We start from the raw sequence: 14414 nt of genomic DNA on the forward strand, positions 1-14414 counted from the left end.
AAAAATTAAGAGAAATTTAATGTAAAAAAGTTTAAAATGTTCTCAACTTAACTTATTTTTATGAAAATTTTTTAATGAAAACTAAAATATTATTTCTTATTCTAATTTTACCTACCATAACAAACTGTAAGTCAACAAGTGTAACAAACCAAGACGACACTATTACAGAAAAATATTGGAAACTTAAAACTTTATATGGAAATGAAATTAAAATGGAAGACAACCAAAAACGAGAAATAGCTATCACCTTAAAAACAAAGGACAATAGATTTAGCGGGTTTGCAGGTTGTAATTCAATTAATGGCGAGTATATTTTAGAGAAAGGCAATAAAATTAAATTCACAAAAGTTATTTCAACAAGAATGTTTTGTAATAATACTGATGAATCTAAATTATTAAAAGCAATTAATTCAACAGATAATTATACTATTAAAAATAATAGATTATCTTTAAATGTTGGTAAGAGAGCGCCTTTAGCAGTTTTTGAAGCTGTTTACATGAATTAAAAAAAGATGCGTATCCATTCAATTATCAAATTTATAAATTAAGCTATTATTCATGATAAAAAAATTATTTATTACCCCGTTTCAAAAGTTTGTAAAAATTGAAAGTTTTAGCGGAATCCTGTTACTAATATGTACTTTAGTTGCTTTATTTTGGGCAAACTCACCTCTTCATGAAAGTTACTCTTCTATCTTAGAATATAAAGTTGGTTTTTCTGGAGAAAATTTTGAATTGAAAAAATCTGTTTTATTTTGGATTAATGATGGTTTAATGGCTATTTTCTTTTTCTTAATTGGATTAGAAATAAAACGTGAAATTTTAATTGGAGAATTAAACACAGTTAAAAAATTAGCTTTCCCATTATTTGGAGCTGTTGGTGGAGCACTTATTCCTGTTGGTTTATTTATGCTTTTAAACCAAAATCCAGAAACCTTTAAAGGTTGGGGAATTCCTATGGCAACAGATATTGCTTTTTCTTTAGCTGTATTAAACACCTTAGGAAAACGTATACCTCTTAGTTTAAAAATATTTTTAACTGCTTTTGCAATTGTAGATGATATTGAAGCTGTTTTAGTGATTGCTGTTTTTTACAGTGAATCTATTGAAGTTGCATTATTATTAATAGGTTTAGGATTAATAGCACTATTGTATGTATTAACAAATAGAGGGTATTACTCTAAATTTGTGATGATTTTTGTGGGTATTATCGTTTGGGTATTGTTCTTAAAATCTGGAGTACACCCTACTGTTGCTGGTATTTTAATTGCATTTTCTGTACCAATTAGACAAGAAATAAAAACAACTACTTTTCTTTCTCAATTAGAAGGTATTTACAATAGCATTAAAACTGCACCTGTATTAAAGGAACCTATATTATCTAATCAACAATTAAAATTAGTAGATAACTTAACCCATTGGAGTAAAAAGTTTCAATCTCCTTTACAGCATTTAGAACATAACTTACACAATTGGTCTGCTTATTTTATAATTCCTGTTTTTGCACTAGCCAATGCAGGTGTGTTAATAGATAGTTCTGTTCATATAGATATGGCTTTAGTCTTCCATATTATACTCTGTTTAGTATTAGGTAAGGGACTAGGTATACCACTAGTTATATTGGTTGCAAAAAAATTAAATTTAATTCAAATACCTGCAGACATTCACTTTATACAAATTTTAGGAGTTTCATTTATTGCTGGTATTGGATTTACTATGGCTATTTTTATTGCTGGTTTGGCATTTTCAACATCACCAGAGTTTATTAGCTCTGCAAAAATAGGTATTCTTTTAGGCTCGCTTATTTCTGCGATAATTGGTTATCTTATTTTAAGATTTGCACCAGTTAAAGACTTTATTAAACTTTAATAAGTATTTAAAATCTTATTTATAAAAAAAGAGAAGCTTTTAGGCTTCTCTTTTTTTATATAATTACATCTTGTTTTATAAAACTGATTCTTTTTTCAGATTACAATAATTCAGTAAAGCATTTGCACTTATATTGCCGTTTATTAAAACAAATGGACTTCTGTAGTACTAAATTTACTTTTACCAAACCTCAACAAGTATATAAAACTGTATTTTAAAGTAATTTTAGCTACATATATAAACTTTTATCACATTTACAAGATTCTATTGACTTTGACTTTTAAAACCTCTTACGAGTTTTATTTTAACTCATTACTCCTTCTTATATCAGTTCAATATCAAATAATAGCACACAAACAGGTTTGAAGCAGTTGTTTGAGCTCTTTTTTGCCTTTTTCTGACAAAAAAAGTGAGTGCCTTTCTACTGCGCTCAAGATAAACTCCAAGCTATAAATAGCTTAAAAAGAGAAGCCTTTCGACTTCTCTCCTAATTTATTTTCTTACTAATTACCCTTCGCAACTAGCACATTCTTTCTTTTGCTTAAATTTCTGTGCAGCATTCATACTGTGTTGGTAATACATAGATTTTACACCTAATTTCCAAGCATTAATATAAACTGAATTCACTTCTTTAATTGGCATATCAGGATGTACCATAATATTAATTGACTGCCCTTGATCTATATGATTTTGTCTATTAGCTGCCTGATATACAATTACATTTTGATCGATTTCTGAATAGGTTTTAAACACCTCTTTTTCTGCTTCAGTTAAAACGCTTAAATGTTGTACAGAACCATCATTATCTCTAATACTTTTCCAAATATCTGATGTATTATGTCCTTTTTCTTCCAATAATGCTTCTAAAATTGGATTCTTAATTGTTGTTTTAATTTTTGCAATATCTTTTACATAGATGTTAGACCAAATTGGCTCAATTCCTTGAGATACTTGTCCTAATATAAATGCAGATGATGTTGTTGGTGCAATTGCATTTAAAGTGGTGTTACGTCTTCCGTATCCTTTTAATACTTCTGGCTCACCATACAACTTAGCCATTTCTTCTGATGCTTTATAAGATTTTTCTTTAATCACCTTAAAGATTTCACTGTTTAAAGCATATGCTTCTGCACTGTCAAAAGCATGCATTTTAGATTGTAATAAAGAGTGCCATCCTAAAGCACCTAAACCTAAAGCTCTGTTTTCTTTAGCAAATTTATACGCTTTCTCCATAAAACGGAACGTAAACTGATCGTCTCTGTCAGATGAATCTTTGTATACTTCTAACTTAGTGATAAACTCTTGCATTACTGCATCTAAGAAATACGTAAGTGTTTCTACTGCATCTGTATCTTTCCACTTATCATAATGTAATAAGTTTACAGATGATAAACAACATACAAAAGACCAATCTTCATTAGAAGGTAACATGATTTCTGTACACAAGTTACTCGCATAAATTTCGTGGTTTTTGTCCTTATAAACATCTACCGTTCCATTATTTGCATTGTCTCTAAAAAGAATATATGGATACCCAATTTCTCCTCTTCTTTGTAATATTTTTGCCCAAATACCTCTTTTTTCTACATCACCATCAATCATTGCTTGCATCCATTCGTCACCAACGGTAACACCATGCGTTAATTCTTGAATTGGGTTTCCTTCTGTTCCTATTTCTAAAAATTCTTTAATATCCGGGTGATCTACTGGTAAATATGGAGAAAAACGTCCACGTCTTACAGAACCTTGACTTACAACATCTACCATTTTTTCGAACAACTGCATAATGTGTACAGAACCAGAAGATGAACCGTTGTTTTTTACATCGGCACCTCTTTTACGTAACTTACCAAAGTAACCAGAAGTTCCTCCTCCTAATTTAGACATCATACCAACTTCTGATTGAGAGAACAAAATATCTCCCATATCGTCTGCTACATGCGATCCAAAACAGCTAATTGGCAAACCTCTTTTCTTTCCAAAGTTAGACCAAATTGGCGATGCTAAAGAGTAATACCCTTCAGCCATATATTTGTAAAACTTATCAGAAAAACCATCCATTTTTAAAATACGTTCTGCATTATCTGCAATTTCACGTATTCTTTCTTCTGGTGTGGTATCTCCTGTTAAATAACCAGACTGTAAAAATTTACGACTATTTTCTGTTAGCCATGTAATTTCTGGTTGATCTTTACCTTTAAGCATTTCTTTCCTAGCAGCGTTTCTAACTTGAATTAACTGTTCGTGTTCTGTAAGTTCTGTTGTTTTTGTTTCGTTCAAGTTCATAATTTAAAATAAGTCGTCGCTAGTTATACTTTTTGTTCTTTTACTATAGTTGATTGATCTTTTTACAAAGAAATCACCATGTTTGGTTCCAATAATTTCATCATCAAACCAATCTGTTTCTGCTAATAATTTTTGATCTACCTCAAATACTTTTGCAATTCCAATACTTTCTAAAGAATTATTAAATCTATTTTTAATAAATTCATTAATTACATCTTTAGGTAGAAAGTCTAATTCTCCTTTTTCAAAAATCCAATCGATTAATTTACTTTCAGAAAGAAACGCTTCTTTACAAGTTTCTTGAACCAATAAATTATGCTCTTCACTAAACCAATCTGGATTTTCTTCTTTTATAATTTTTATTAAATCGATACCAAAATCTCCATGAATCTGCTCTTCTTTAGAAGTAGCTTCTACCACATTAGAAATTCCTTTTAGTACATTTTTATGCTTGTTAAAAGCCATGATAATCAAAAACTGAGAGAATAAAGATACGTGCTCTATAAATAAAGAGAACAATATAATAGACTCAGAAAATTCTTGATTGTCTTCACTATTTACATTCTTTAACGCGCCTTCTAAATAGTTAACACGTTTCATTATAACAGGGTTTTTCTTTAAGTTTTTAAACTCATTATTTAACCCTAAAATCTCTAATAAATGAGAATACGCATCATGATGACGCACTTCACTTTCAGAAAAAGTTGCACCTACAGAACCAATTTCTGGCTTTGGCATCTTTTTATAAATGTCTCCCCAAAAAGTTTTAACAGCAACCTCTATTTGAGAAATTGCCAACATGGTATTTTTTATTGCATTTTTTTCTACCTCGGTAAGAGAGGTTTTAAAATCCTGAATATCACTCGTATAATTAAACTCTGTATGAATCCAATAAGAATGTCTAATTGCATCTACATATTCTCCTAAAGCAGGATAATCATAAGGTTTTAAGTTAATCCTCTTCTCAAAAATATTTGGTTTTCTACTTCTAGTTTGTTCGTCTCTATATAATATGTATGCCTTTGCAACGTCATGAAAAGGACTGTCCATTAATTTATACTCTACTATATCTTGTACCTGCTCTACTGTAGGAATATAATCTGGTTCATTTAACCTTCTTTCTAATAATGTACCATGTACAATATTTGATATAGCAATAGCATCATTTCTAGAACCATTGTTAACGGTAAGCATTGCTTTTTCTATAGCATTAATAATTTTCTCTAACTCAAATGTGGTTGTTTCTGAGTCTCTTTTTATAATATGCGTAATTTCCAAGGTAAATGAAGGGTGTTTAATTGTTATTTTTAGTGTTAACAAAGATTGGATTTTTTGCTCCAAAATAAAAGTTATACTTATTCACAAAACCCTTGAAGTTTTTAACAAATTAACAGTTTTCCGAAATTTCACGCTAAAAAAATGATTTTTTAAAAATCTCATAACCATACAATTATCAATACAAAATCGCTGTAACTACTATCGGTATTGAGTTTCTTAAAAGACCTCTATTAAATAATTTTTGTAACAATTATTTACTTTTTTTTTACTTACAATCTGTTACGTTGTACTTACAAAAAGAAAACAATTATTTAAAACCGCATTTTAGTAATATCAATTAATATAATCTTATATTTGCAGTATTATTAACATTTATATTATATTATTTTGAAAAAAGGGACAGTAAAATTCTTCAACGAATCTAAAGGATTTGGATTTGTAACAGAAGATGATTCAAACACAGAGTACTTTGTACATGTATCAGGATTAATTGACGAAATTAGAGAAGGTGACGCAGTAGAGTTCGACCTTAAAGAAGGTAGAAAAGGTTTAAATGCAGTAGACGTTAGAGTTCTATAATTTTAAATTTTTTGAAAAGAACAAGTCGCTTAATTTTTTAAGCGGCTTTTTTTTTGTCTTATTTTTTTTTCACAAAACGCCCCCTTTATAAAAAGTAAAGGATCATTTTAACTAATTGAGTATAATTATTTAAAAAACGGAGCTGTTTTAAAAACTTATTGGCAAGTATTTTCTTTTTTATAAGAACAAGTCGTTTAATTTATTTTAAACGAATTTTTTTTGCCTTATTTTTGTAAAAACTTTTATTTATAATGAAAAGTAGCTTCACAAAAACTGTACAAATTGCCATTATATCTGTCTACTTAATTTTTTTAGCAGGCTCTGTTGTTAGAATGACCGGATCAGGAATGGGATGTCCTGATTGGCCAAAATGTTTTGGGTATTATATTCCGCCTACAGCGGAAGAACAAATTACTTGGAAACCAAATTCTGAATTTAAAAAAGGTTTTATCATCATTAAAGACGAAGCTTTATTTGTTGCAGAGCACGATATAAAAACAACAGACCAATTTAATAAAAGCAATTGGGCTACTTATACAAAACACGATTACGCAAATTTTAACAAATACCATACCTGGACAGAGTACATTAACAGACTATCTTCTGTTTTAGCAGGTTTTGTTTTCTTATTCTTAATCTACGGAGCTACAAAATACTGGAAAACAGATAAGAGAATTCCAATACTTGCTTATACTGCTTTCTTTCTAATGTTGGTAGAAGCTTGGTTAGGAAAAACAGTAGTAGACACAAATTTAAAACCTTCTATAATAACTATTCACATGGTTATTGGTTTAATTATTATCGCGCTTTTATTACAACTAAAATTTATTACTTCAGACAAAAAGAAAACCTACAATTACAATTCACTATTTAGTAAATTACTTATTATTTCTGCCGTATTTTCTTTAATTCAAATAGCAATGGGAACTCAAGTAAGGCAATTTATAGACGAACAAGTAAAGCTTTATGGTTTCGAAAACAAAGATTACAGTTTAATGAATCCGAGTTTTAAATTCTATTTTCACAGGTCTTTTACCATTGCAATTGTATTGATAAACTTTGTTTTATTTTACATAAATCAGGCTAAAAACCTAGGATACAAACTGGTAAATTGGGTAGTTGCATTAATCTTTTTAGAAACCATTACCGGAATGTTAATGTATTATGCAGAATTTCCTTTAGGTACGCAAGCAACACATTTATTGGCAGGTGCTATTTTATTTGGACTACAATATTATTTATGGTTGCAAAGTAAACCGGTTAAGTAAACAGTATTCAGTCTCAGTTTCCAGCTTCTCACTTGATAACAGAAAATTGACTACATAGCAACACAGAAAACATCGTTTTTTAAAACTTTGAAACTCATTTACAGACAACCCCTACTAGCCGATAGCGCGAGCGTATCGCTCGTGCAAACACCAATAAAATGTGGAGTAACCTACACAAACTTACTCAACAATGTTTTAAGAAAAGATACGAGCGAGACGCTTGCACCAGCATTAAGATTGAAACTAAGAACCGAAAATTAAGGATGCGCGTTCACCCAAACCTCTCCGTCTGAAAAATATTCTTTTTTCCAAATAGGAACCGTTTCTTTTAAAGTGTCAATTGCAAATTCACAAGCTTCAAAAGCGGCTTTTCTATGCTTAGAAGACGTAGTTATAATTACAGGAACTTCTCCAATTTGCAACATTCCTTCTGCATGGTGAATGGCAATTTTTTTAATATCGAATTTCTCTAAAGCCAAATCTGCAATTTTTTGCATTTCTTTAATCGCCATTGGCTTATAGGTAGAAAAGTCTAATTGCATAACTTCTTTTCCTTGAGTATCATTTCTTACAGTTCCTATAAAAGCAGAAATTCCACCACAAGAAGCATCTTCTACAAAACGATAACACTCTTGTAAATCTAATTTATCTGAAGTAATTTTTATTGAAGTTCTTTTCATTGTTAAACAAAAATAGGAAAACAAAATTGTATTTTCGCAAAAATAAACGAATCGAAATTACAAGGGGTTTTCTGTACATTAAAAAGTTATAATAATCAATACAGATTACAAACATATGTTGCCTTGACAAAAATTATCTTTATGAAAAATATATTTAGAATTGTAAGTATTTTAGAAGGAGTTTCTTACCTATTATTATTATTTATTGCAACACCTATAAAATATTTACAAGATGACCCTTCTTACGTAAAAATGTTAGGAATGCCTCATGGAATTCTTTTTATGTTGTATGTAGTATTGGCTATAGTTATCAAGAAAGAAATGAATTGGAACAATAAAACTTTAGGGATGGTTTTAATTGCTTCTGTGATTCCTTTTGGTACTTTTTATGTTGATAAAAAGTATTTTAAAAAATAACCGCTAGTACTCTTTTATAAAATTACATTAGCTTGTTTCTTTCCTTAAGGATAAAAACAAGCTTTTTTTTACCCTCCGCTAACTGGCGGAATTACAGCAACAACGTCATTCTCTTTTAGAAGAAAATCATCCGTTGCATAACTTTCATTAACAGCAATTGCATAAGAGTTCAACTTTTCTAACTGCTGATACTTTCCTTTTAAAGAGTTTTTAAAATCTGCAACAGTAGCAACGTCAGCTATATTAAGTTCTAAAGCTGATGAACCTACTAAATCTGTGGTTATTCCGAAAAAAAGTACTTGAATTTTCATGTATCAAAAATATTAAAACATACTCAATCGAAGCAATAAACCATCGTTTTTAATTCCAGCGTGAAAAGATTTTACATAATCTACTCTTAAAAAACGCCATTTACCAAAGCCTATATTATCTAAACCAATAGAGTATTCTGTATACGGTTTTTTATCTGCCATCACTAAGGTTTTTGCTCCACCAACTAAATGAAGATTTAATTTATTTAACAACGGAATCTTCCCTAAAACAGCACCTTTAAAATCATGCTGAATATGTGCTTCTGCATATTTATCATTGGTATAAAATTTATAATATTCTAACAAACCAAAGCTACTTAACTCACGGTCTAACGGAAAAAGTAATTGGTTTCCGTTGGCTTGTAAAAAGTCCATAAAAGCGATGTCTTTCTTTTTAAGAAACACACCTCCTCTAAGATTATAAGAAAATTCACCATAATTTCCTGCATTAATATCTTGTGTTAAATTTGCTGTAAATACATCTGAATTTAACTCAGAATTAGAAGCTCCAAAGCGTTTGGTATAATTAACATTCAATGATGGATATTTCTCACTGTCTATGTTTTCTTTTCTATCCGGATAAGACAAATATTTTTGTCCGAATACAAAAGTAGCACCTACATTTAAAATAGCAATTTCATGCTCTTTAAACACTTCAATTACATCTGAAGGATTATTAGGCTTGTAACCTCCGTTTTTATCTTGCCCTGCAAAAGAGTAGTCCGTGGTATTAAAAAGTGGTTTTCTATTCGCGTATTCAAATGATGTAGCTAGGTAAATTCCATTTACAATTTCTTCTGAATAATTAATTTTAGCAAACTCCTTTTCGTAAATTCTTAAATAATTTAACCTCCTCATCAAAGAACTAACGGTGTTATTTAATTTCATTAAAGGGTTCCTACCATTAAATTGAGCAGTTGTAACCCCTCCAGAAATGGTCATTCTAGGTCTAGAAATATCATTCCAATTTTTAGTTAAAAAGAAAGTGGGCCTTATGCGTTTGTCCGAAAAACCATAATTTACCTTTCCACCTACATTCCACCATTTTCCTGTATCATTTTGCTCTTTAAAATAACTACCTCCTAAAGAAACATTAAAACCCTGTACTGTATTAAAGTTAAAGTCATTAATTAAACCATTATAAGAAATAGCCCATTTTTCAAAAGAGTTTTTATACGTATAACCAGTTATGGAAGAGAGTAAGTTAAACTTGTTTTGTTTTTTATTTACAGAATCTAAATATTTTTTAGATTTTCTTACCACCTTTAAACTGTCCTTAAATTTATAATCATCAGTTTCTTCATTCGTTAAAGGTACAGGTCTTAAGGCATTCCAATACAAGGTATCTTTTTCAGTTGCTTGTTTCTCAAACGATAAAACCTCATTAGTAAACGTGTCTTCGTTATATTTTGGTGTAAAATTATATGCAGAATATGCTGATGAAAAGCGGCCATCAAAATTAAAACCTAAGGCATCTACTTTAAAATCTATACTCTGACTAATTAGCACCCAAGCATCGTTTGCTTCTGAATAATTATAGTTTTGTTTTAAATTTAAAACATCTACAATGGGTATGTTTACTTGAGCTCCGGTAACAGAAACATCTGCGCCATAAATTGCCCAATCATCTTCTACAATATATAAAAAACCATTAAAAACACGATCATTTTTACGCTTAGGAAGCAATTTTATTTTATTGATGAGTTTGCCATTTGTATCATAAAAAGATCCTTCTAACTTAAAATTATAATAACCAAAAGCATTTGTAGATATTGGCGAAATTAAATCGCTACCAAAAGTAACACTATTATCATAAAAATTAATATTCGCATCTTCTGCCCTATTAAAACTAATACCATTATCTGTTCCGCTTACTTTAGAAGCAATAATTTTTTCTTTAAACTTTTTCGGGTTTTTCTGAAAATGAATTTCAGAAACCGTTTCAGAAAGATAAATAATTCCGCTTCTTGTAGAATCTAATGCTCCGCCAAAATCGCCCAAATTTTTACCTAAAAACTTCTCTGGAGCATCTTTAATTTTATACAAACCTCTAGAGTAAAATTTAGCTGTATACTTTGCATACTTATCTGTATTTTTATCTTTACTTGCTATTGTGTTTCTAATAATTCTATTTGCAGGATTGTCTTTTGTAGAGATAGAAATTTCTGCTAATTGTACGTTTTCTTCTTCTAATTGAACATTTAATTCAAAAGGAAAAGATGTAATATTTATTTCTTTTTTTAACGTTGTATAGCCTAAAATTTGAAAAACAATAGTATGTTTTCCTTTTTTGGTAATGCTTAAAACATATGTTCCGTCATCATTAGAAGTTGTTCCTGTAACAGTTTCATCCAAATAAATACTAACAAATGATAAAGGTGTATTATTTGTATCTGTAATGTTTCCTTTTACTTGTGCTAAGACAGATATTGATAAGCAGAAAAATAGAAGAAAAGTATATTTTTTCATAGTTTGGTTGTGTTGATAAGAACAAACATAAACTTTATGATCGACCTAAATCTTTAAAATTTGTTAAACAACAAAAAATAGTGCCCTAACTTAAAGGTGTTTAAAAAAATAAAAGACCTAATTTTATAAAAATTGACACCTATCAAAAGATTTGAAAATTAATCTTCTCTTTCACTGAAAATCATATCTTTGTAAGCTTAAACAAGCAAAGACTTATTATATGAGCGATTCTAGAAAAAGACACGAAGCTTTATTATATCACGCAAAACCAAAACCAGGAAAAATAGAAGTGGTTCCTACTAAAAAATATGCCACTCAACACGACTTAGCTTTGGCATACTCACCAGGTGTTGCTGAGCCTTGTTTAGAAATTGAAAAAGACAAAAACAATGCTTATAAATATACTGCTAAAGGAAATTTAGTAGCAGTAATATCTAACGGAACTGCCGTTTTAGGTTTGGGAGATATTGGTCCAGATGCCTCTAAACCTGTAATGGAAGGTAAAGGATTACTTTTTAAAATATTTGCAGATATCGATGTTTTTGACATTGAAGTAGATGCAACAGATGTAGAACTTTTTATACAAACTGTAAAAGCAATTGCACCTACTTTTGGTGGAATTAACTTAGAAGATATAAAAGCACCAGAAGCTTTTGAAATTGAAAGACGATTAAAAGAGGAATTAGATATTCCGGTAATGCACGATGACCAACACGGAACAGCAATTATTTCTGCTGCGGCCTTAAAAAATGCGATTGACATTACCAATAAAGATATTAGTAAAGTAAAAATTGTAGTTAACGGAGCTGGAGCTGCGGCAATTTCTTGTACCCTTTTATATTTAAAACTAGGTGTAAAGAAAGAAAACGTAGTAATGTGCGATAGTAAAGGTGTTATTAGAAGCGATAGAGACAACCTTACTTCTCAAAAAGCCGAATTTGCAACCGACAGAGATTTACACACTCTAGATGAAGCAATGCATGATGCTGATGTATTTATTGGTTTATCGAAAGGAAATGTAGTTACTCCACAGATGCTTTTAACCATGGCTAAAGACCCTATTGTTTTTGCAATGGCAAACCCTGTGGCCGAAATAGACTACGATTTAGCAGTTGCTACAAGAAAAGATATTATAATGGCTACGGGAAGATCTGACCATCCTAACCAAGTGAATAATGTACTTGGATTTCCATTTATTTTTAGAGGAGCTTTAGATGTTAGAGCTACTAAAATTAATGAGGAAATGAAAATGGCAGCCGTTCATGCTTTAGCCGATTTAGCTAAAAAATCGGTACCAGAACAAGTAAACATTGTTTATGATGAAGTAAGTTTGGCGTACGGAAGAGAATACATTATTCCAAAACCATTTGACCCAAGATTAATTTATGAAATTCCACCAGCAATTGCAAAAGCTGCGATGGATTCTGGTGTTGCTCTACAACCAATTGAAGATTGGGATAAATATAGAGAAGAATTAATGGAGCGTTCTGGTTCTGGAAATAAAGAGATTAGACTTTTACACAATAGAGCAAAAAGTAATAGAAAACGCATTGTGTTTGCAGAAGCAGACCATATAGATGTTTTAAAAGCTGCACAAAGAGTACATGATGAAAAAATTGGGGATCCAATATTATTAGGAAGAAAAGAAGTAATCTTAGCTTTAAAAGCAGAAATAGGATTTACTGCAATTGTACCAATTATAGATCCAAAAACCGATGAAGAAGCAGAACGTAGAGAGCGTTTTGGAAAAATTTATTGGAAAAATAGAAGACGTAAAGGACGTACTTTATCTGAAGCAACAAAATTAATGCGAGAACGTAATTATTTTGCTGCAATGATGGTGAATGAAGAAGAAGCAGATGCATTAATTACAGGATATTCTAGACCTTACCCAACTGTTTTAAAACCAATTTTAGAACTTATTGAAAAAGACAAAGGAATTACTAAAATTGCTGCAACCAACTTAATGTTAACCAAACAAGGTCCGTTATTTTTAGCAGATACTACAATTAACATAAATCCTACGGCAAAAGAATTGGTGAAAATTTCACAAATGACTGGTAATTTTGTAAAAATGTTTGGTATGAAACCAAACATGGCAATGGTTTCTTTTTCTAACTTTGGATCTTCAAGTTCAGAAACTTCTAAAAAGATAACCGAAGCTGTTTCTTACCTACACAGACACTTTCCAGACACTATTATTGATGGAGAATTACAAGCAGATTTTGCTTTAAATCCAGAAATGTTAGCAAAAGAATTTCCGTTTTCGAAACTAAATGGTAAAAAAGTAAATGTTTTAATATTCCCTAATTTAGAGTCTGCAAACATTACTTATAAGTTAATGAAACAATTAAACCACGCAGAATCTATTGGTCCAATAATTTTAGGATTAAGTAAACCTGTACATATTTTACAATTAGGCTCTAGTGTAGATGAAATGGTAAACATGGCTGCATTGGCTGCTGTAGATGCTCAAGAAAAAGAAAAAAGAAGTAAAATTTAATAATATCTAGCTTAAGGTTAATTTGATGTAAGAATCGAGTTTAAATAAAATAGAGATTAGACATTTATTTGTTATCATTTAAAATCTAATCTCTATGATTTATAAAATATAAATTGCGCTCACACCTAACCTAAAATAAATTCTTACTTTAGAGGCTTATAAAAAGAAATATATGATTACACAAGTTAGAGGAAGGTTGGTAGAAAAAAACCCAACAGAAGTTGTTGTAGATTGCAATGGAGTTGGTTATTTATTACATATTTCTCTAAATACTTTCTCTAGTTTACCCGATGATGAAGCTGTTGTTTTATACACACATTTATCAATAAGAGAAGACGCACACACCCTTTTTGGTTTTTTTACAAAAACAGAGAGAGAAGTTTTTAAGTTGTTAATTTCTGTTTCAGGTGTTGGACCAAGTATTGCAAGAACAATGTTGTCATCTATGACATCAGAAGAAATACAACATGCTATTGCATCAGAAAATGTACCACTCATACAATCTGTAAAAGGAATCGGTGCAAAAACAGCACAAAGAGTTATTGTAGATTTAAAGGATAAAATTTTAAAAACCTTTAATATTGATGAAGTTTCTACTTTTACAAGCAATACCAACAAGGATGAAGCGTTATCTGCTTTAGAAGTTTTAGGGTTTAATAAAAAGCAATCAGAGAAAGTGATCTCAACAATTTTAAAAGAAAACCCGGAAGCTACCGTAGAAAACTTAATAAAACTAGCCTTAAAAAATTTATAA

The 14414-nt window shown here is 30.2% G+C and carries 12 protein-coding genes; 7 read left to right on the forward strand and 5 right to left on the reverse strand.

Features of this window, described 5'->3' with window-relative positions:
- The first annotated feature begins 74 nt into the window (after positions 1-74).
- Together H0I28_RS12650 and nhaA are read left to right on the forward strand one after the other, a co-directional pair.
- Positions 75-506 carry an META domain-containing protein gene (locus H0I28_RS12650; protein ID WP_218759331.1) on the forward strand — a complete coding sequence of 144 codons (432 nt, stop codon included), beginning with the start codon at positions 75-77 and terminating at the stop codon, positions 504-506.
- A 52-nt stretch (positions 507-558) separates the two neighbouring features.
- Positions 559-1869 carry a Na+/H+ antiporter NhaA gene (nhaA, locus tag H0I28_RS12655; RefSeq protein ID WP_218731834.1) on the forward strand — a complete coding sequence of 437 codons (1311 nt, stop codon included), beginning with the start codon at positions 559-561 and terminating at the stop codon, positions 1867-1869.
- Positions 1870-2376: 507 nt separating this feature from the next.
- Here the strand turns inward: nhaA and H0I28_RS12660 are convergent.
- Together H0I28_RS12660 and H0I28_RS12665 are read right to left on the reverse strand one after the other, a co-directional pair.
- Positions 2377-4155 (reverse strand): ribonucleoside-diphosphate reductase subunit alpha, encoded by a 1779-nt coding sequence (locus H0I28_RS12660; RefSeq protein ID WP_218759332.1) that lies wholly within the window; start codon positions 4153-4155, stop codon positions 2377-2379.
- Between the two features lie 3 nt (positions 4156-4158).
- The gene (locus H0I28_RS12665; RefSeq protein ID WP_218733949.1) at positions 4159-5433 is read right to left on the reverse strand and encodes a ribonucleotide-diphosphate reductase subunit beta; all 1275 of its coding nucleotides are present in this window, start codon (positions 5431-5433) and stop codon (positions 4159-4161) included.
- 387 nt (positions 5434-5820) lie between these two features.
- On the opposite strand from H0I28_RS12665, the gene H0I28_RS12670 reads away from it, so the two are divergent.
- Both H0I28_RS12670 and H0I28_RS12675 read left to right on the forward strand, forming a co-directional pair.
- Positions 5821-6012 (forward strand): cold-shock protein, encoded by a 192-nt coding sequence (locus H0I28_RS12670; RefSeq protein ID WP_068447358.1) that lies wholly within the window; start codon positions 5821-5823, stop codon positions 6010-6012.
- Between the two features lie 251 nt (positions 6013-6263).
- Complete coding sequence (locus H0I28_RS12675; protein ID WP_218759333.1) at positions 6264-7280, forward strand: heme A synthase; 1017 nt, start codon at positions 6264-6266, stop codon at positions 7278-7280.
- A 257-nt stretch (positions 7281-7537) separates the two neighbouring features.
- On the opposite strand, the gene H0I28_RS12680 is transcribed toward H0I28_RS12675, so the two are convergent.
- Positions 7538-7960: a molybdenum cofactor biosynthesis protein MoaE gene (locus tag H0I28_RS12680; RefSeq protein ID WP_218759334.1), complete on the reverse strand. Its 423-nt coding sequence runs from the start codon at positions 7958-7960 to the stop codon at positions 7538-7540.
- Between the two features lie 141 nt (positions 7961-8101).
- On the opposite strand from H0I28_RS12680, the gene H0I28_RS12685 reads away from it, so the two are divergent.
- Entirely contained in the window at positions 8102-8377 is a 276-nt protein-coding gene (locus H0I28_RS12685) for a DUF3817 domain-containing protein (RefSeq protein ID WP_218754691.1), read from the forward strand.
- Positions 8378-8445: 68 nt separating this feature from the next.
- Here H0I28_RS12685 and moaD read toward each other — a convergent pair whose 3' ends face one another.
- Together moaD and H0I28_RS12695 are read right to left on the reverse strand one after the other, a co-directional pair.
- Positions 8446-8688 (reverse strand): molybdopterin converting factor subunit 1, encoded by a 243-nt coding sequence (gene moaD, locus H0I28_RS12690; protein ID WP_218754692.1) that lies wholly within the window; start codon positions 8686-8688, stop codon positions 8446-8448.
- A gap of 12 nt (positions 8689-8700) precedes the next feature.
- Complete coding sequence (locus H0I28_RS12695) at positions 8701-11157, reverse strand: DUF5686 and carboxypeptidase regulatory-like domain-containing protein (RefSeq protein WP_218759335.1); 2457 nt, start codon at positions 11155-11157, stop codon at positions 8701-8703.
- A 220-nt stretch (positions 11158-11377) separates the two neighbouring features.
- On the opposite strand from H0I28_RS12695, the gene H0I28_RS12700 reads away from it, so the two are divergent.
- Together H0I28_RS12700 and ruvA are read left to right on the forward strand one after the other, a co-directional pair.
- Positions 11378-13660 (forward strand): NADP-dependent malic enzyme, encoded by a 2283-nt coding sequence (locus tag H0I28_RS12700; RefSeq protein WP_218731842.1) that lies wholly within the window; start codon positions 11378-11380, stop codon positions 13658-13660.
- Between the two features lie 172 nt (positions 13661-13832).
- Complete coding sequence (gene ruvA / locus H0I28_RS12705; protein ID WP_165731618.1) at positions 13833-14414, forward strand: Holliday junction branch migration protein RuvA; 582 nt, start codon at positions 13833-13835, stop codon at positions 14412-14414.

Source organism: Polaribacter sp. AHE13PA, assembly GCF_019278505.1.
Classification (GTDB): Bacteria; Bacteroidota; Bacteroidia; order Flavobacteriales; family Flavobacteriaceae; genus Polaribacter.